Below are 18795 nucleotides of genomic sequence, written 5' to 3' on the forward strand. Positions count from 1 at the left end.
CGCTCGCCCCGCCTCGGGGCGAGCGTTCGTAGACTGCCAGGTGTGAACCCCCAGACTCTTCGTGCCACCCCGGCACGCTCGCTGACCGCCCTGACGTCCCTCCTGCTCGCGGTCGGCCTCCTGGCCGGATGCGCCCAGGGCGAGGACACGCCCGCGGCCGACACCACGGCCTCCTCGACGGTCGCCGCCGACGACGACGCGTCCGAGTCGGCGGACGACGCGACGAGCGGCGACGCTGACGACTCGGCGGACGACGTCGAGCTCACCTACGAGGGCGTCGCCGGGAAGACCGCGCTCGAGCTGCTCGTCGCTGCCGACCCCACCGCCGTGGTCCAGGGCGAGGGCGAGAACGCGTTCGTCACGGGGATCGACGGGCGCGAGGCGCAGGACTCCGCCAAGGAGTTCTGGGCCCTGTACGTGAACGGTGAGATGGCCCAGGTCGGCGCCGGGTCGCTCGTGACGGAGACGGGAGACGAGATCACGTGGAAGCTCGAGACCTACTGACCCGCTGGTGGCGCCCCGCGATCGCGGTGGCGTTCGTCGCGCTCGCGATCGTGTTCCGCCTCGTGCGCGAGGAGATCGGCGCCCCGCCGAACCTCGAGCTCGTGACCTCGGCGGCGTTCGTCGCCGCGGTCCTCGTCCGGCACCGCCTGGCGTTCCTGGCGCCGCTGGTCGTCGCGGTGGTCTCGGACCTCGCGCTGGGCAACACGTCGATCGCGCTGTTCACGTGGAGCGCGTGGCTCGTGATCGGGCTCGGCGCGCTACTCACCCGGGGCACGTCCGGGTGGGGGCGCGTGGGCGCAGCCGCCGGGCTGGGCGTCGGCGGGTCGCTGTGGTTCTTCTTCTGGACCAACTTCGGCGTCTGGTTCCAGGGTCGCGGGGTCTGGTACCCCGCGGGGCTCGACGGGCTCGTGGCGAGCTACGTCGCCGGGCTGCCGTTCCTGCGGACCATGCTGGTCGGGAACCTCGTGCTCCTGCCGGTCGTGGCCGCGGGCACGCTGCTCGTGGAGCGGCTCGAGCGGTCGCGGGGACTCGTGGCGGTGCCGCAGGCGGCGTGAGGTCGCTTCGTCTTTCGCTGAGGTAGAACGTCCCGCGCGAGAGAGAACCCGGTGGGTACTACCTCACGCAGGACGTTCTACCTCAGCGGTTTCTGGGGCCCGGACCCTGCTCACCCGAGCTCCTCGGCCAGGGCCACGATGATCCCCTCCTGCCCGCGGAGGTAGCAGAGCCGATAGGCGTCCTCGTACCGGACGATCTCGCCCACGAGCGTGGCACCGAGCGCGCCGAGCCGTTCGACCGTGTCGTCGATGTCGTCGACAGCGAACATCACGCGGTGCAGGCCCAGGGTGTTCGACGGCGCGGTGCCCAGGCCGATGTCGACCGCGTCGGGCGAGTGGTAGGTGGACAGCTCGAGCCGACCGGAGCCGCCCGGCACGCGCATCATCGCGATCTCGGACCGCATCCCGTCGAGCCCGACGACGCTCCCGGCCCAGGCCCCCTCGATGGGCGCCCTGCCCTCGAGCTCCATCCCGAGCTCGACGAAGAACGCGACCGCCGCGTCGAGGTCGGCGACGACGATGCCGATGTTGTCCAGCCGCTGGATCGCCATGGGTGCTCCTGCCTCAGTCGGTCTGGTCTGCAGCACTGACGCCGCGGTCGGCGGCGGCCATGTCGCCCGTCGCGGGGTGCCGTCGGCAAGACCGTAGCGCAGGAGCACGGTGCCCGCTGGGCTCGCCGCCGGCGGTTCGAGCAGGGTCAGGTTGGTGGGGACGGCACCGCCGTCGAACACCGACTTCCCGACGCCGAGGACGATCGGGTGGACCCACAGGTCGAGGCGGTCGAACAGCTTCTCGCGCAGCAGCGTCTGCACCAGGCCCAGGCTGCCGACGACCTTGACGTGCTCGTGCCGGTCGCGGACCTCGCGCACCGCGGCGGCGAGGTCGGGGCCGATCTGCGCAGACCCGGCCCAGGAGAGGTCGGGCTTGCCGCGGGAGGCGACGTACTTGGGGATGCGGTTGAAGAGCGCGGCGAAGTCGTCGTCCGGACCGCCCTCCTGGTGGGGCCAGAAGGCGGCGAAGATGTCGTAGGTGCGGCGCCCGAGCAGGAGGGCGTCGGTGCCCTCGTACGCGGCGGCGACCTGCTCCCCGGCGACGTCGTCCAGCAGGGGAGCCTGCCAGCCGCCGAACGGGAACCCGATCGGGTCCTCGTCGGGCCCGCCGGGCGCCTGCCCGACGAGGTCCAGGGTCGTGAACAGCTCGATCTCGATCGATCCCATGATGTGCTCCGGTGGGTCGGCGGCAGGGTCATGGGGGTAGACCGGGTGGCGCGGCAGAAGTCATCGGGCGCGCCGTGTTGTTCGACGCTCTGGTCGACTCTCCGCGACGACGTCCTGCCGATGGTTCGACGAGGCTGGTCCATCGCAGCGCTCACAGGCGACGTCGTCCCGCGGCCCGTCACGGCCGACGAGCGCTCGCGGGACGTCGCCAGGGTCAATGTTCGCTCAGATCCACCCCGAGCAGACGCCAGGCACGTAGCGCGAGCCGTAGGCGCGTGGTCGCGGGCGCGTCTGAAGAGACGGCAGCGGAGACCATCGTCACCGAGAGCATCAGGTCCGAAGCGGTGCGATCTCCCGGGACTGTGCCGTCCGCATGGCCGTACCGGACCCGCGCGTCGATGACTGCCTCGACGCGGGTTGCCAGCGAGGCGACGCGCCGGTCAGTGTTGGCGGCGCGGACGAGGTCGACGAACGCGGTCGAATCGACGATCTGCTGCGTGACCGTTGTGAGCAGGTCCCGAAGCGTCGAGCGCGGATCGGCGGCGAGCAGTTCGAGCTCCGCCACGTTGTCCTCGAAGACTGCTACAGCGAGAGCGACCCGGTCGGGAAAGTGCCGGTAGAGGCTGCCTTGCCCGACGCCGGCTCGCCTGGCGATCGCTGCGAGCGGGGCTTCGATCCCGCTTTCGGCGAAGACGGCTCGAGCCGCCGCGAGAAGTGCGGTGCGATTGCGCGCCGCCGCAGCCGGGCCGAGGTTGGCGGCTCGGCCCAGCGGCGTGTCGGTCGTGGGCATGGCAAGGAGCCTAGACCCGGGTCATCCTCGTGCGCGGGCCATGTGGCGGGCGGCACGCATGCCGAACACGGCAGCCGGGCCGATCGTCGACCCTGGACCCGGATAGGTGTGTCCCATGACGGAGGCGGAGTTGTTGCCGGCGGAGTACAGCCCCTCGATCACGGAGCCGTCCTCACGCAGGGCGCGGGAGTCGGTGTCGGTCACCACTCCGCCCTTGGTGCCGAGGTCGCCGACAACGATCTTGTAGGCGACGAAGGGCCCCTTCTCGATCGTTCCCAGGCAAGGGTTCGGGCGCACGGTCGGATCACCGTAGTAGCGGTCGTACGCCGAGTCGCCTTTGCCGAAGTCCTGATCGCGGCCGGTGCGAGCGAACCCGTTGAGACGCTCCACCGTGGACCGGAAGGTTGCCTTGTCAAGATCGAGCCTCTCGGCGAGCTCCTCGAGCGTGTCCGCCTTCACCTCGATTCCCTCGGCCCTCATCGCCTTGCTGAGCCTTGGGTCCAGTGCGAAGGAGCGCAGGTAACGGTGGCGGTGGCGGGCGTCGAGGATGAACCAGTAGTCACCGTCCTTGTCGTGCTCGAGCATGTGATGGCCGAGGTCGACATAGTACTCGGCCTCGTTGGCGAACCGGGCGCCTCGGGCGTCGACGATGAGCGAGAAGGGGAGGGAGCGCTCACCGACCAGGAAGGACGGGCCGAATCCTTCCGGGCCTGCGATCGACGCCCCCCACCAGGCGTCTTCCATGAGCTCGACGGCGGCGCCGGCCTGTTGTGCCAGGTCGATCGGGACGCCGAGAGCACCTGGGCTGCCAGACGGTGTGCCCTCGACGCCCTGGAGCTCCAGGCGCTTGGCCCTGTTCTGGTCGAAGCCACCTGCTGCGAGCATGACCCCGCGCTTCGCGCCGACCGTCACCGGATTGCCGTCCTTGCGAACCTGCACTCCGACGACCCGGTCGCCCTCGAGGAGCAGCTCCTCCAGCGGCGACTCCAGCCACAGGGGTGCCTTGCCTTCGACGAACACGGCGTGCCCGAGCCGGGCGGCGAGGCCCGCGCCGATGCCGGTGAGCTTCTTGCCGGTGATGACGCCGCCCAGCACACGGAAGACGACTCGAGCGCCGCGCCCGAATCCGTCGAGGGTCGACCAGGCGCGCACGATCTGCCAGACGTCGTCGGTCATCATCGGCAACGGCATGAGGATGCGCAGCGACTTCGCCAGCTCGCCGATCTGGCGTACGTCGAACGGCTTGGGCTCGATCGCTCGGCCGATCTTGCCGCCAGGCAGCTCTGGATAGTAGTCCGGGTAGTCGGTCGCACGGGCGAAGACGATGCCGTGCTTCTCTGCCGTGAGGACGAAGTCGTCGACGCCGTCGACATACGCCTCCTTGCGCTCGTGCGTCGAGGCGCGACCGACGACGCCGATCGTTGCCTCCATGTACTCGAGCGCCTCCGTGCGCGAGTCGCCGGCACCGGCGCGCTGCATGAGCGGGTTGTTCGGCAGCCACATGCCGCCGCCCGACATCGCGGTGTTGCCGCCCCACCGGTCGGTGCTCTCCAGCAGCAGGACGCTGAGCCCTTCATCGATGGCGCCCAGCGCGGTCGCGAGCCCCGCACCTCCCGTGCCGACGACGACGACGTCGTAGGTGTGATCGAAACTGCGCACCGTTAGCCTCCTTAACCGGACAACATTGTCCGGTTGATACTGACACACGCTCTTGCCCACCACCATGCTCGTGGTCGACCTGCGGGATCAGACCGAGAAGTACTTCGCCTCTGCGTGGTGGAACACGAACGCGTCCGTCGACTGCTCCGGGTGCAGCTGCAGCTCGTCGGACAGCACCACACCCGCCCGCTCGGGCCGCAGCAGCTCGACGACCTTGCGGCGGTCCTCCATGTCGGGGCACGCCGGGTACCCCAACGAGAACCTCGCCCCGCGGTACTTCAGGTCGAACATCCCTTGGACGTCGTCGGGCTCCTCGCCCGCGAACCCCAGCTCGGAGCGCACGCGGGAGTGCCACATCTCGGCGAGCGCCTCGGTGAGCTGCACGGACAGGCCGTGCAGCTCCATGTACTCGCGGTACTTGTTGGCCGAGAACAGCTTGGCCGTGTGCACGTCGACGGTGTCGCCCATGGTCACGAGCTGGACGGGCAGGACGTCGTAGCGCCCGGTCTCCTCGACCCACGAGCGCGGCTTGACGAAGTCCGCGAGGCACAGGTGACGGTCGCGCCGTTGCCGGGGGAACGTGAAGCGCAACCGCTCGGTCCCCACCGGACCGCCCGAGCCGCCGTCGGGCCCGTCGTGGTGCCCGACGACCACGTCGTTGCCCTCCGACCAGACCGGGAAGTAGCCGTAGATCACCGACGGGTCGACGATCCCGTCGGTGCGGATCTGCTCGAGCCACGCGTTGAGGCGCGGGCGGCCCTCGGTCTCGACGAGCTCCTCGTAGGAGGCTCCGTCGTCGGAGCGCCCCGGCTTGAGCCCCCACTGCCCCATGAACGTCGCGCGCTCGTCGAGGAACGCCGCGTAGTCGGCGAGCTGGATGCCCTTGACGATGCGCGTCCCCCAGAAGGGCGGGGTGGGGACCAGGTTGTCGGCCGCGACGTCGGAGCGGGCGGGCAGGTCCTCCTCGGGCGTCTGCGTCACGGTCACGGTCGCGTGCCGGCGCTTCTTGAGGGGAGGGAGCCCGACGGCGTCGCGCGCCTCTCCCCGCGCCACGCGGACGAGCGGCTCCATGAGTCGCAGGCCCTCGAAAGCGTCACGCGCGTAGCGGACCTCACCCTGGTAGACGTCGGCGAGGTCGTCCTCGACGTACGTACGCGTCAGGGCCGCGCCGCCCAGCAGGACGGGCCAGCGCTGCGCGTACCCGCGGGCGTTGAGCTCCTCGAGGTTCTCCTTCATGACGACGGTCGACTTCACGAGCAGCCCGCTCATGCCGATCACGTCGGCGTCGTGGGCCTCGGCGGCCTCGATCATCGCGGCGATGGGCTGCTTGATACCGATGTTGACCACGGTGTAGCCGTTGTTGGTCAGGATGATGTCGACCAGGTTCTTGCCGATGTCGTGCACGTCGCCGCGCACGGTGCCGATCACGATGGTGCCCTTGGACCGGCCGCTCGCGTCCTCGGACTTCTCCATGTGCGGCTCGAGGTAGGCCACGGCGGTCTTCATGGCCTCGGCCGACTGCAGCACGAACGGGAGCTGCATCTCGCCCTTGCCGAACAGCTCGCCCACGACCTTCATGCCCTCGAGCAGGTGGTCGTTGACGATGTCGAGGGCCTTCCAGCCCTCGTCGAGCGCGGCCTGGAGGTCGGCGTCGAGCCCCTTGAGCTCGCCGTCGACGATGCGGCGCTCGAGGCGCTCGCCGAGCGGCAGCGCGGCCATCTCGGCGGCGCGGGCGTCCTTGAGCGACGCCGAGTCGACACCGGCGAACAGGTCGAGCAGCCGGGCCAGGGGGTCGACCGTCATGTTCCCCTCGGCGTCGAACTCGCGGCGGTCCCACACGAGGTCGAGCGCGGCCTGGCGCTGCTCGTCGGGGATCTTCGCGAGCGGCAGGATCTTGGCCGCGTGCACGATCGCGGAGTCGAGCCCGGCCTCGACGGCCTCGTGCAGGAACACCGAGTTGAGGACGACGCGCGCGGCGGGGTTGAGCCCGAACGACACGTTGGAGACGCCGAGCGTGGTGTGCACGCCCGGGTAGGCGGCCTTGAGCGCGCGGATGGCCTCGATGGTCTCGATCGCGTCGCGTCGCGTCTCCTCCTGCCCGGTCGCGATGGGGAAGGTCAGGGTGTCGACGACGATGTCCTCGATGCGCATGCCCCAGGTGCCCACGAGGTCGTCGATCAGGCGGCTCGCGATGGCCACCTTCGCGTCGGCCGTGCGGGCCTGGCCGTCCTCGTCGATCGTCAGGGCGATGACCGCGGCGCCGTGCTCCTTGACCAGCGGCATGATCCGCGCGTAGCGCGAGGTGGGGCCGTCGCCGTCCTCGAAGTTCACCGAGTTCACGACCGCGCGGCCGCCGATGAGCTCGAGACCCGCCTGGATCACGGGCGGCTCGGTCGAGTCGATCACGAGCGGCAGCGTCGAGGCGCTCGCGAGCCGCGAGACGACCGCGCGGGCGTCCGCGACGCCGTCGCGCCCCACGTAGTCGATGCACACGTCCAGCAGGTGCGCACCGTCGCGCGTCTGGGCGCGCGCGATCGCGACGCACTCGTCCCAGTTCTCGGCGAGCATGGCCTCGCGGAACGCCTTGGACCCGTTGGCGTTGGTCCGCTCGCCGATCGCGAGGAACGAGGCGTCCTGGTCGAAGTCGACGTGCGAGTACAGGCTCGCGACGCCGACCTCGCGCGCGGGGCTGCGCGGGGTCACGGGCCGGGCGCGGACGGCCTCGACGACCTGACGCAGGTGCTCGGGCGTGGTGCCGCAGCACCCGCCCACGAGGCCCAGGCCGAACTCGGTGACGAACTGGGCGTGCGCCGCGGCGAGCTCGCTCGGCGTGAGCGGGTAGGAGGCGCCGTTCTTGCCCAGCACGGGCAGGCCCGCGTTGGGCATGCACGTCACGGGGATCTCGGCGTGCTTGGACAGGTGGCGCAGGTGCTCGCTCATCTCGGCGGGCCCCGTGGCGCAGTTCAGGCCGATCGCGTCCACGCCGAGCGACTGGAGCGTGGTCAGCGCTGCGCCGATCTCCGACCCCATGAGCATGGTGCCCGTGGTCTCGACCGTGACCTGCACGATGACCGGCACCGAGCGCCCCTCCGCGGCCATCGCGGCGCGCGAGCCGTTGACCGCGGCCTTGGCCTGGAGCAGGTCCTGGCTGGTCTCGACGAGGATCGCGTCCACCCCGCCCTCGAGCAGGCCGGTCGCCTGCTCGGCGAACGTGTCGCGCAGGTTCGCGTACGTCGTGTGGCCCAGGCTCGGCAGCTTGGTCCCGGGGCCCATCGAGCCCAGCACCCAGCGGGGCTGCTCGGGGGTCGAGAACGCGTCCGCGCGCTCGCGTGCGATGCGTGCCCCGGCCGCGGCGAGCTCGCGGATGCGGTCCTCGATGTCGTAGTCCGACAGGTTGGACCAGTTGGCGCCGAACGTGTTGGTCTCGACGCAGTCGACGCCGACCTCGAGGTAGGCGTCGTGGACGGCGGCGATGATGTCGGGTCGCGAGACGTTGAGGATCTCGTTGCAGCCCTCGAGCTGCTGGTAGTCCTCGAGGCTCGGGTCCTGCTCCTGGATCATGGTCCCCATGGCGCCGTCGGCGACGACCACGCGGGTGCGCAGGGCCTCGGCGAAGGCGGCGGATCGGGCGTTGGCGACGTCGTGGGGCATGAGGCGAACTGTAACGCCGGGCCGCACGCCGACACCTGGGTGTCCGGAAAACAGGATGCTGCGCGCGACGCTGCGACCTAGCGTGGTGCGCATGAGCACCGAACCGTCCGCCCCGCCGGCCCTCGCCCCGATCGCCGAGCGCGTGGCCGCGCCCGCCCACCTGCCGCTCCCCGAGGTCGACGGCCTGGTCTGGCGCTCCCTGACGCTCGCGGACGCACCGGCTCTCTTCGCGCTGACGGCGGCCGTCGAGGAGCACGACCAGCATCCGTTCCGCACCTCGCTCGAGGAGACCGAGGAGATGTTCGAGGGGGAGTGGCGCGACCTCGCCCGCGACACCCTGGTGGGCCTGGATGCCGACGGCGAGCCGCGCGCCTACGCGTCGGTCGACACCCGCCCCGGCGACGCGAGCGTCGTCCGCGCGTTCGTCCAGGGCGCGGTCCACCCGCGGTGGCGGGGACGCGGCGTCGGGCGTCAGGTCCTTGCCTGGTCGACGGGGCGTGCGCGTCAGCTCCTCGCGGCCTCGGGCAAGGAGCTGCCCGCGCGCATCGCGGGCTACGTCCAGGACGGCGATGCGCCCGAGTGCCGCCTGTTCGAGGCCGCGGGCTACACGGCCAACCGCTACTACTCGACCCTGCGTCGAGACCTGTCGCTGCCCGTCCCCGAGGTAGCGCTGGGCGACGGCCTGCGCGTCGTCCCGTGGTCTCCCGAGCTCGACGAGGCCACGCGCCTGGCCCACAACGACGCGTTCCGCGACCACTGGGGCAGCGAGCCCGCGACGCCCGAGTCCTGGGTGCACGGGCGCAGCATGTTCGCGCCCGAGTGGAGCGTGCTCGTCGTCGACGACGACGCCCCCGACGGCGTCGCTCCCCGCGCGAGCACCGGCGGCGGTCCCGTCGTGGCCGGGTACCTCCTGTCGGGGCGGTACGAGCAGGACTGGCCCGTCGCGGGGTACTCGAGCGGGTACACCGAGACCCTCGGGGTCCGCCGGGAGTACCGCGGGCGCAGGATCGCGCTCGCGCTCCTCAGCGCGGGCATGACCGCCTACCAGGCCGGCGGGGTCGAGTACGCCGAGCTCGACGTCGACACCGAGAACCCGTCCGGGGCCCACGGGCTCTACGCGAGCCTCGGCTACGAGAAGAAGGACGGCTCCCGGATGTACTCGATCGAGCTCTGAGGCCCTACCGTGTCCCCAGGTCAGCGCGGCAACGGTGCCGCGCGCCAGGGCGCCCGTGACCCGGGTCGCCCTTCCTGGAAAGGGAACGACGTGGTCTCCTCGACTCCTCGCGTCTCGCACGCACCCACCTCGCACCGAGCGGTCTCGATCGTGACCGTGCTGCGGCGCCGCCCCGTGGCGGCGCTCGCGGCCGGTGCCTTCCTGCTGCTCTCCGCGGTGCACCTGATCGCCCACCTGGCCCGAGCAGAGCAGGTCGCGAACGTGACCCAGTGGTTCGTCATGCCGCTCCTGGCGCTCGTCGTCTGGACCGCGACGGGTGCGCCCCGGGGAAGTGTCGCCGCACCGACCGCCGCATCCGCCGCTACATCCGCCGCCGCACCGGCCGCCGGGCCGCGCGGGCGGTCCCGCCTCGTGCGGTGGACGCTCGTCGCGCTCGGGTTCTCGTGGCTCGGTGACTCCGCGCCCGACCTGTCGAGCGGTCACGCCTCGTTCCTGACCATGGTCGGGTTCTTCCTGCTCGCGCAGGTCGCGTACGTCGCGGCCTTCTGGCCGTCGCGCGGTTCGAGCGTGCTGCGTCGCCCGGTCCTGCTCGTCCCCTACGCGCTCGCCCTCGTCGCGCTCGTGGTCCTGTGCGCCCCGCACGCGGGCGCGCTGCTGGTCCCGGTCATGGTCTACGGCCTCTGCCTGACGCTCATGGCGGTGCTGTCGACCGGGGTGAACCGGGTCGCGGGCATCGGCGGGGCGATCTTCCTGGTCTCCGACGCGCTCATCGCCCTGGGGGCGTTCGTCCCGGGCTTCGAGGTCCCGGGGCCGCTGTCCTCGGGGTTCTGGGTCATGATCACCTACCTCGCGGGCCAGGCGCTGCTCGCGGTCGGGATCCTGCGCCGCGACGCGGCCGAGGCGGGGGAGTCCTAGGCGGTCTGGCCGTGCCGGCCGCGTGAGACGGCCGAGGGGCCGACCGGAGACACCGGTCGACCCCTCGGCCGTCCGCCGCGTGGAGCGGCGGGGTCGTGCTGTGCTCAGCCGACGCCGATCGCGGTGATCGGCACGTCGAGCGGGGCGCCCGAGCCGTCGCGTCGCTGGTCGACGGGCGGGAGGTCGACCGGCTGCCCGGCCGAGCCGACGGCCCGACCGGGGCCACGGCCCACCCACGCGAAGATGAGCGAGTCCTCGCCCTTGAGGAAGCGCTGGGCCCGGACGCCGCCCGTCGCGCGTCCCTTGCCCGGGTACAGCTCGTAGGGCGTGACCTTCCCGGCGCCTGCCTGCGTGCCCGGCAGGGCGTCGGCCGACCCCGCGATGGTCACGACGGTCATGAGGTCGCGGCTGTCGGCCTCGACCACGCCGAAGAACGTGACGCGCTGGTCCGGGCCGAGCTTGATGCCCGCCATGCCGGCCGCGCTGCGCCCCTGGGGGCGTACCGCCGAGGCGTCGAAGTGCAGCAGGTTCGCGTCGGAGCTGACGAACACGAGCTCGTCCTGGTCGGTGACCGGGGCCGCGCCGACCACGCTGTCGCCCTCCTTGAGGGAGATGACCTCCCAGGCGTCGCGGTTGGTCGGCATGTCGCCCGCGAGGACGCGCTTGACCACGCCGCCTGCGGTGCCGAGCGCGAGGGTGGGCGCGTCGGGGTCGAGCGAGACGATGGTCAACGGTGCCTCGCCCGGCTCGAGGCTCACGATCTCGCTCAGCGGCACGCCGCCGGACAGGCTCGGGGCCCCGTCGGTCGGGGGCAGGGTCGGCAGGTCCAGCACCGAGAGACGCACGATCCGTCCGCGGCTCGTGACGAGCCCGACGTCGCTGCGCACGCTCGCGAGCACCGTGCCGCGCAGCGCGTCGTGCGAGTGGCGGCGCCCGCCCGTGCCGGGCTCGGTCGCGTCGCTCGTGCGGGCCAGGAGCCCGGTCGCGGACATGAGCGCCCAGCAGGGGGTGTCCTCGACCTCGAGCGGCACGGCCGAGACGGTACCGAGCACGCCCTGGGCCGAGGTGGGTGATGCGCCCGCCGACTCGAGCAGGATGGTGCGGCGAGGCGTGCCGTAGGTCTTGGCGACCTCCTTCATCTCCGCGGAGACGACCGCGCGCAGCTTGGCGTCGTCGCCGAGGATCTCCTCGAGCTGGGCGATCTCGAGCCGTAGGGCCTCCTGCTCCTTCTCGAGCTCGAGGCGGGAGAACTTGGTCAGGCGGCGCAGGCGCAGCTCGAGGATGTACTCGGCCTGGGGCTCGGAGAGGTCGAAGACCTCGCGCAGGCGGGTGCGGGCCGTGTCCGCGTCGTCGCTCGTGCGGATGACCTGGATGACCTCGTCGATGTCGACGATCGCGAGCAGCAGGCCCTCGACCAGGTGCAGTCGTTCCTTGCGCTTGGCGAGGCGGTAGGAGCTGCGACGGCGCACGACGTCGATGCGGTGGTCGACCCACACCTGGAGCAGCTCACGCAGCCCCAGCGTGCGGGGCTGGCCCTCGACGAGAGCCACGTTGTTGATGCCGAACGAGTCCTCGAGCGGCGTGACCTTGTAGAGCTGCTCGAGCACGGCCTCCGGGTTGAAGCCCGTCTTGATCTCCACGACCAGGCGCAGACCGTGCGCGCGGTCGGTCAGGTCGGTCGCGTTGGTGATGCCCACGAGCTTCTTCGACTTCACGCCCTCGGCGATCTTCTCGATGACCTTCTCGGGGCCGACGAGGTAGGGCAGCTCGGTGAAGACGATGCCCTTGCGCTTGGCCGTGATGTTCTCGACGCGTGCCGTGGCCCGGGTGCGGAACGAGCCGCGACCCGTGCGGTAGGCGTCGCGGATGCCGTCGAGGCCGACGATCTTGCCGCCTCCGGGCAGGTCCGGGCCGGGGATGAAGCGCATGAGCGCCTCGAGGCCCGCGGTGGGGTGCTTGATGAGGTGCTGGGCCGCGGCGACGACCTCGACCAGGTTGTGGGGCGCCATGTTGGTCGCCATGCCGACCGCGATGCCCGCGGCTCCGTTGACCAGGAGGTTGGGGATGGCCGAGGGCAGGACCTCGGGCTGGGTCAGCTTGTTGTCGTAGTTCGGGATGAAGTCGACGACGTCCTCGTCGAGCCCGACGGTCATGGCCATGGCCGAGGTCGCGAGGCGGGCCTCGGTGTACCGGGGGGCCGCGGGGCCGTCGTCGAGCGACCCGAAGTTGCCGTGCCCGTCGACGAGGGGCAGGCGCAGCGAGAACGGCTGGGCCAGGCGGACCAGCGCGTCGTAGATCGCGGTGTCTCCGTGCGGGTGGAGCTTGCCCATGACCTCGCCGACGACTCGCGCCGACTTGACGTGGCCGCGGTCCGGGCGCAGGCCCATGTCGGACATCTGGAACAGGATGCGGCGCTGGACGGGCTTGAGCCCGTCGCGCGCGTCCGGCAGGGCGCGGGCGTAGATGACCGAGTACGCGTACTCGAGGAAGGACCCCTCCATCTCCGTCGTGACGTCGATGTCGATGATCTTCTCGTGGACCTCGCTCGGGTCGAGCGGGGCTTTCGAGGCGGACGGTCTGCGCGCCATGGGTCGTCGGGCTCCTGCGGGTCGGTGGATCGGGGACAGCGGTCGTCGCGTGGCGAAGGCTCGGGTGCGGCGGGCACAGCGGGCACGGTGTGCGGCCTGGTGGTCCAGGACACGCAGCACCAGCGAACGATACTGCGGGGCACCGACACCCGGGCCCCATTCTCCCGCGAACCGGGCGTGCCGCTGACCAGCGGTGCCACGACCCACGTAGCCTAGGGCGGGTGAGCGGACACGACGTCCCGGCGGAGCCCGACGCGGGGCCCCACGACGCCGGCCAGGGGGAGTACCCGGTCGAGTGGGAGGCGGACGTGGTGCTGCGCGACGGCAGCACGACGCACGTGCGCCCCATCCGCCCGTCCGACGCCCCGGCCCTCCAGCGCTTCCACATGGGGCAGTCCGAGCGCTCGACCTACCTGCGCTTCTTCGCGAACATCGAGCGGCTCTCGGACCGTGACCTCGCGCGCTTCACGGTCGTCGACCACGACGAGCGCGTGGCCCTGGTCGCGGTCAAGCGCGTGGGAGAGGATGCGCGCGAGGACATCATCGGCGTCGCGCGCTTCGACAAGGTGACGCCGCACGAGGCCGAGGTCGCCTTCAACATCGCCGATGCCGAGCAGGGGCGCGGACTGGGCTCGGTGCTGCTCGAGCACCTCGCGGTCGCGGCGAGGGAGCGCGGGGTGCGGCGGTTCAGCGCCGAGGTGCTGCCGCAGAACGGCAAGATGCTCGCGGTCTTCCAGGAGGCCGGGTACGCCACGAGCCAGCACGTCGACGACGGGATCGTCGCGGTCAGCGTCGACCTCGACCCGACCGAGCGCTCGCGGGCGGTCATGGCGGACCGCGAGCACCGCGCCGAGGCACGGTCGATGCACGGCCTGCTCACGGCGCGTCGCGTCCTGCTCGTCGGGCCGGGTCCGACGGCGGAGCCCGGCACCGCGAGCCGTCTCATGGCAGAGCGCGTGCTCGCCAACGCGTCGACGGACCCGGGCGACGGCACGTTCGACGTCGTGGGGGTCGCTCCACCGGCGGGCTTCGACGACCTTGCCGCAGCGCCCGCGGAGGGAGGAGCCGAAGGAAGGGCGGAGGGCGACACCGCACCGGCTCCCTCGGCCGTCCGGTTCTTCGGGCGGATCGCGGACGTCCCCGGGCCCGTGGACCTCGCCCTGCTCGCGCTGCCCCCGCACGAGGCGATCGCGGCCACGGCCGAGCTCGAGCGTCTGGGCGTGCGCGCCGTCGTCGTGCTCTCGGCGGGGTACGCCGAGACCGGTCCCGAGGGCCTGGCCCTGCGGCGTGAGCTGCTGCGCACCGCGCACGCCGCCGGGATGCGCGTGGTCGGCCCCGCGACCTACGGGCTCTTCACGACCCACGTCGAGCACCGGCTCAACGCGAGCCTGGCCGAGGTGCTGCCGCCCGCCGGGAGCATCGGGATCTTCTGCCAGTCGGCACCCACTGCGGTCACGCTCCTGGCGACCGCGCTGCGGCGCGGGATCGGGGTCTCGTCGTTCGTGTCGGCCGGGCATCGGGCCGACGTCTCGGGCAACGACCTCATGCAGTTCTGGCAGGACGACCCCGAGACCTCGGTCGTGTGCCTCTACCTCGAGTCGATCGGCAACCCGCGCAAGTTCTCCCGCATCGCGCGCAGGCTCGCGTCGGTCAAGCCCGTCGTGGTCGTGACCGCGGGGCGCTCGGGGCAGGTCGTGCCGCCCGGGCACGCGGTGCGCTCGACCCGTGCCCCGCGCCGCACGCTCGACGAGATGCTGCGCCAGTCGGGCGTGATCCACGCCGAGAACACCCACCACCTGGTCGACATCGCCCAGCTCCTGGCGTACCAGCCGCTGCCTGGCGGTCGGCGCATCGGGCTCCTCACGTCGTCGGCCGCGCTCACCGCGCTCGTCGCGGAGGCCGTGGGGTCGGCCGGGCTCGTGGTCTCGGACCGGTCGGGCTTCGTGGCCGAGGACGCCGACGACGCCGAGGTCGAGGCCGCGGTCGCGGCGATCTTCGCCCCCGACGCGTGCGACGTCGTCGTCGCGGTGCACGTACCCACGGTGCGACCGCGCGGGGAGGCGTTCTCGCGGGCCGTCGCGCGCGCGGCTGCGGCGAGCGGTCGCACCACGGTCGCGAGCGTCCTGGGCATGCACGGGCTCGCCGAGGAGCTCTCGGCCCCCGACCCGGCGAACCCCGACGGTCCACCCGTGCACGTGCCCGCCTACTCGACGCCCGAGGACGCGGTCGCCGCGGTCGAGGCCGTGGTCGGGTACGCCCGCTGGCGCGAGGCCGACCACGGGACGGTCGAGCGGCCGACGGGCGTCGACTCCGACGGGGCGCGCGCCCTGGTCGAGGCGGCGCTCGTCGGGGACACCGTGGTGGACCTCGACGCCCAGGACGTCGCGCGCCTGCTCGCGGCCTACGGGATCGAGCTGTGGCCCTCGCGCCGCGTCCGCACGGCCGACGAGGCCGTCGCGGCGGCCCAGGACATCGGCTGGCCCGTGGCTCTCAAGAGCACCGCGGAGTCGCTGCGGCACCGCGCGGACCTGGGGGGAGTGCGCCTCGACATCGGCGACGAGGACGAGCTGCGCGACGACGTCGAGCAGATGCGCCAGACGCTCGCGGCCGTGCTGCCGGGGGCTCGCAGCACCGGGACCGGTGACGACGAGGAGGGGGGCCCGGGCGGCCCCGCGCCGTTCGAGGTCCAGCGCATGGCCGACGCGGGCGTCGCGTGCGTCGTGCGCTCGACCGAGGACCAGCTCTTCGGCCCGGTCGTCTCGTTCGGTCTCGCGGGCGACGCGGTCGACCTCCTGGGCGACGTGAGCTACGGCGTGCCGCCGCTGACGGACGTCGACGTCGCGACCATGGTCCGCTCGATCCGCGCCGCGCCCCGCCTGTTCGGGTACATGGGCGCGCCCGTCGCGGACACCGCGGCCCTCGAGGACCTGCTGGCCCGCGTGTCGCTCATGGCCGACGAGCTGCCCGAGCTGCGCAGCGTCGAGATCTACCCGGTCGTGGTCGCCGAGCACGGCGCGGCGGTGCTGGGCGCCCGCGTCCAGGTCGCTGGTGCCCAGCGCGCCGACACCCTGCGCCGGGCCCTGCCGGGCTGAGGCGTCCACAGGCCCCCGCGGGGCCGAGGCGCCCACAGCCCGGGGGCGGACTGGCCCCGCCGCGTCGAGCGGTGGGAGAATGCGCGGGTGCCATCTGCTGAATCTGCCTCCCGGACCGACCTGACCTCCCAGCTGCGCCGTGCGGGCTACTACCCCGAGCTGGTCCAGGACGTCCTCGACGTCGCGATCGCCGGCGAGGAGCTCGTGTCCCACCTGGTGTACGTCGAGACGACGTTCGACACCGAGGTCCGTCGCCACCTGACCGTCCTGGTCCTGACCCCCACGCGCCTCATCACGGCCCACGTCGACGACCACCCCGCGGACAGCGAGAACCCCTCGGCCTCCGCAGCCGCGACCACCGAGTCCGTGCCGATCACCGAGCTGCGCTCGGTCTCGCTCACGCACGTCGTCCTCGACCCCGAGAAGCACCGCAGCGGCACGCCCCCCATCGAGGTCACGCTCGCGATCGGCTGGGGAGCCGTCTCGCGCGTGGACCTCGAGCCCGCCCAGTGCCCCGACCCGGGCTGCGAGGCCGACCACGGCCTGACGGGCCAGATCACTCCCGACGACATCGTGGTGCGCGTGAGCGCCGAGGCGGAGGGCCGCGACGCCGTCCGCAACGCGCTCGCGTTCGCGCGCGAGCTCTCGACGGCCACGGCCCGCCGCGACGCAGGCCGGGCGAGCCGGTGACGGTCCTGCCCGAGGTCCTGCCCGACGGCCTGCTCGCCCCCCGCTACGACGGGCTCGCGCTCAGCTCGGTCCTGCCCGCGGCCGCGGGCGCGCTCGGGGTCGACCTGACGACCGCCACGGGGACCCGCTCGACCCAGGCGCGCACCGACCTCGCGCTGCCCGCCGCTGACCGGGTGTGCGTCGTCCTGGTCGACGGGCTCGGCCACGCCAACCTCACCGAGCGCGCGGGGCACGCCCCGTTCCTGCGCTCGCTCCTCGCGTCCTCGCGCGTGCTCACCTCGAGCTTCCCCAGCACGACCGCCGCGGCGATCGGGACCTTCGGCACGGGGACCTCGCCCGGGCGGACGGGCATGCTGGGGTACACCCAGCGCAACGCCGCCACGGGGCGCCTGGCCAACATGGTCTCGTGGGAGGGCGCTGCCCCGCCCCAGGAGCTCCAGCAGGAGCCGCCCGTCCTCGAGCAGGTCGCGGCCACGGGCCGCGAGGTCCTGTCGGTGGGGCCCGCGCGCTTCGCGGGCTCGGGCATGACCGTGGCCGCCCTGCGCGGCGCGCGCTACGTCGCGGCAGAGTCCATCGCGGACCGCGTCGACACGGTCGCCTGGGAGCTCACGGCCCCCGGCCTGGTGTACCTGTACTGGGGAGACGTCGACAAGGCGGGCCATCACCACGGCTGGCGCTCGCGGCAGTGGGGCGACGCGCTCTCCGACCTCGACCGCGAGCTCGGGCGCCTGGCCCGGTCGCTGCCCCACGGCACGCTGCTGCTCGTCACGGCCGACCACGGGATGGTCGACGTCGACCGCTCGCAGCGCTGGGACGTCGCCACGACGCGTGCGCTCGGCCGCGGGGTCGCGCTCGTGGGCGGCGAGCCGCGTGCCGTGCACGTCTACACGCAGCCGGACCAGGCCCCGGCCGTGGCCGGGCGGTGGTCCGAGGTCCTCGGGGACGCAGCCCTCGTCGCGCTGCGCGAGGACGCGGTCGCCGCGGGCTGGTTCGGTCCCGTCGCGGAGCACGTGCTGCCCACGATCGGCGACGTCGTGGTCGCGATGCGCGGCCGCGCCACGGTCGTGGACTCGCGGACCCAGACGCCGGCCTCGATGCAGCTCGTCGGGGTCCACGGCTCCCTCACGCGCACCGAGATGCAGGTCCCGCTGCTCGTCACGACCACCTGAGCACGACGCCTCCGCCCGGGCGTCGCGAGCACCCGGTCACATCCTCCCGGGGACCTGTTCCCCCGCACCGAAAGGTCCACGACCGTGGCTGAGCTCGTCTTCTTCTCCGGGACGATGGACTGCGGCAAGTCCACCCTCGCCCTCCAGCTCGACCACAACCACACCGCGCGGGGTCGGTGCGGACTGATCTTCTCGCGCAACGACCGTGCCGGGACCGACCGCCTGTCCTCGCGCCTGGGACTCGAGGTCGCCGCGCACGAGGTCCGCGACGACACCGACTTCTGGACCTTCGTGGTCGACGAGCGGATGCGCGGCACCACGGTCGACTACCTGATCTGCGACGAGGCCCAGTTCTACTCGACGACCCAGGTCGAGCAGCTGGCCCGTCTGGTCGACGAGGTCGAGATCGACGTCTACGCGTTCGGCATCACGGCCGACTTCCGGACGCGGCTCTTCCCCGGCTCGGCGCGGCTCATCGAGCTCGCCGACCGCGTCGAGGTGCTCCAGGTGCAGTCGCTGTGCTGGTGCGGGGCGCGTGCGACGCACAACGCGCGCACGATCGACGGCTGGATGGTCGTCGAGGGGGCCCAGGTCGTGGTCGGCAACACGGGCGAGAGCGCGAGCGAGGTCGCGTACGAGGTCCTGTGCCGCCGGCACCACATGCGTCGCATGACGTCGGTGTCCGCGCGGCTGCGCTCGACGACCGCGGACGGGCTCGCGCTCGACCTGCCGGGGGCCGCGGGGTAGGGGCACGGCCGAGGTCATCGCGTACCGCCGCGCGCCCTCGAGGGC

General features: G+C 72.4%; 13 protein-coding genes. 8 read left to right on the forward strand and 5 right to left on the reverse strand.

Annotation, left to right across the window (positions count from 1 at the left end):
- The first annotated feature begins 42 nt into the window (after positions 1 to 42).
- A complete protein-coding gene (locus ASE15_RS12405) occupies positions 43 to 504 on the forward strand; it encodes a DUF4430 domain-containing protein (RefSeq protein WP_056650202.1) in 462 nt (153 codons plus the stop codon).
- The gene (locus ASE15_RS12410) at positions 483 to 1058 is read left to right on the forward strand and encodes a DUF6580 family putative transport protein (protein ID WP_056763530.1); all 576 of its coding nucleotides are present in this window, start codon (positions 483 to 485) and stop codon (positions 1056 to 1058) included. The genes ASE15_RS12405 and ASE15_RS12410 overlap by 22 nt, the downstream gene beginning before the upstream one ends.
- Positions 1059 to 1168: 110 nt before the next feature.
- Here ASE15_RS12410 and ASE15_RS21870 read toward each other — a convergent pair whose 3' ends face one another.
- The 4 genes from ASE15_RS21870 to metH form a co-directional block, all read right to left on the reverse strand.
- The gene (locus tag ASE15_RS21870; protein WP_369800596.1) at positions 1169 to 2275 is read right to left on the reverse strand and encodes a dihydrofolate reductase family protein; all 1107 of its coding nucleotides are present in this window, start codon (positions 2273 to 2275) and stop codon (positions 1169 to 1171) included.
- Between the two features lie 214 nt (positions 2276 to 2489).
- Positions 2490 to 3065 (reverse strand): TetR/AcrR family transcriptional regulator, encoded by a 576-nt coding sequence (locus tag ASE15_RS12425; protein ID WP_056763535.1) that lies wholly within the window; start codon positions 3063 to 3065, stop codon positions 2490 to 2492.
- A 21-nt stretch (positions 3066 to 3086) separates the two neighbouring features.
- Positions 3087 to 4784, reverse strand: coding sequence for an FAD-binding protein (locus ASE15_RS12430; protein WP_235534394.1), 1698 nt, complete (start codon positions 4782 to 4784; stop codon positions 3087 to 3089).
- Between the two features lie 27 nt (positions 4785 to 4811).
- Positions 4812 to 8375, reverse strand: coding sequence for a methionine synthase (gene metH / locus ASE15_RS12435; protein ID WP_056763539.1), 3564 nt, complete (start codon positions 8373 to 8375; stop codon positions 4812 to 4814).
- Between the two features lie 91 nt (positions 8376 to 8466).
- Between metH and ASE15_RS12440 the strand changes: the two genes are divergently transcribed.
- Together ASE15_RS12440 and ASE15_RS12445 are read left to right on the forward strand one after the other, a co-directional pair.
- On the forward strand, positions 8467 to 9549 hold the full coding sequence (locus ASE15_RS12440) for a GNAT family N-acetyltransferase (protein WP_056763541.1): 1083 nt from the start codon (positions 8467 to 8469) through the stop codon (positions 9547 to 9549).
- Positions 9550 to 9639: 90 nt separating this feature from the next.
- Positions 9640 to 10464 carry a lysoplasmalogenase gene (locus ASE15_RS12445; RefSeq protein WP_235534395.1) on the forward strand — a complete coding sequence of 275 codons (825 nt, stop codon included), beginning with the start codon at positions 9640 to 9642 and terminating at the stop codon, positions 10462 to 10464.
- A 104-nt stretch (positions 10465 to 10568) separates the two neighbouring features.
- Here ASE15_RS12445 and ASE15_RS12450 read toward each other — a convergent pair whose 3' ends face one another.
- Positions 10569 to 13052: a DNA topoisomerase (ATP-hydrolyzing) subunit A gene (locus ASE15_RS12450; protein WP_056763543.1), complete on the reverse strand. Its 2484-nt coding sequence runs from the start codon at positions 13050 to 13052 to the stop codon at positions 10569 to 10571.
- 221 nt (positions 13053 to 13273) lie between these two features.
- Here ASE15_RS12450 and ASE15_RS12455 point away from each other — a divergent pair, with 221 nt between their 5' ends.
- From ASE15_RS12455 to ASE15_RS12470, 4 genes are all read left to right on the forward strand, one after another.
- Positions 13274 to 16144, forward strand: coding sequence for a GNAT family N-acetyltransferase (locus tag ASE15_RS12455; protein WP_056763545.1), 2871 nt, complete (start codon positions 13274 to 13276; stop codon positions 16142 to 16144).
- Positions 16145 to 16231: 87 nt separating this feature from the next.
- Complete coding sequence (locus tag ASE15_RS12460; RefSeq protein WP_056650182.1) at positions 16232 to 16834, forward strand: DUF5998 family protein; 603 nt, start codon at positions 16232 to 16234, stop codon at positions 16832 to 16834.
- Positions 16831 to 18003: an alkaline phosphatase family protein gene (locus ASE15_RS12465; RefSeq protein ID WP_056763546.1), complete on the forward strand. Its 1173-nt coding sequence runs from the start codon at positions 16831 to 16833 to the stop codon at positions 18001 to 18003. The genes ASE15_RS12460 and ASE15_RS12465 overlap by 4 nt, the downstream gene beginning before the upstream one ends.
- Positions 18004 to 18087: 84 nt before the next feature.
- The gene (locus ASE15_RS12470; protein ID WP_056650177.1) at positions 18088 to 18750 is read left to right on the forward strand and encodes a thymidine kinase; all 663 of its coding nucleotides are present in this window, start codon (positions 18088 to 18090) and stop codon (positions 18748 to 18750) included.
- The last annotated feature ends 45 nt before the right edge of the window (positions 18751 to 18795 follow it).

It is taken from the genome of Oerskovia sp. Root22, from assembly GCF_001429135.1.
GTDB lineage: Bacteria > Actinomycetota > Actinomycetes > Actinomycetales > Cellulomonadaceae > Oerskovia > Oerskovia enterophila.

Coding starts and splice junctions, on each gene's coding strand:
- ASE15_RS21870 (WP_369800596.1), bottom strand. CDS start 2,275: ATGGGATCGATCGAGATCGAGCTGTTCACGACCCTGGACCTCGTCGGG.
- ASE15_RS12425 (WP_056763535.1), bottom strand. CDS start 3,065: ATGCCCACGACCGACACGCCGCTGGGCCGAGCCGCCAACCTCGGCCCG.
- metH (WP_056763539.1), bottom strand. CDS start 8,375: ATGCCCCACGACGTCGCCAACGCCCGATCCGCCGCCTTCGCCGAGGCC.
- ASE15_RS12440 (WP_056763541.1), top strand. CDS start 8,467: ATGAGCACCGAACCGTCCGCCCCGCCGGCCCTCGCCCCGATCGCCGAG.
- ASE15_RS12450 (WP_056763543.1), bottom strand. CDS start 13,052: ATGGCGCGCAGACCGTCCGCCTCGAAAGCCCCGCTCGACCCGAGCGAG.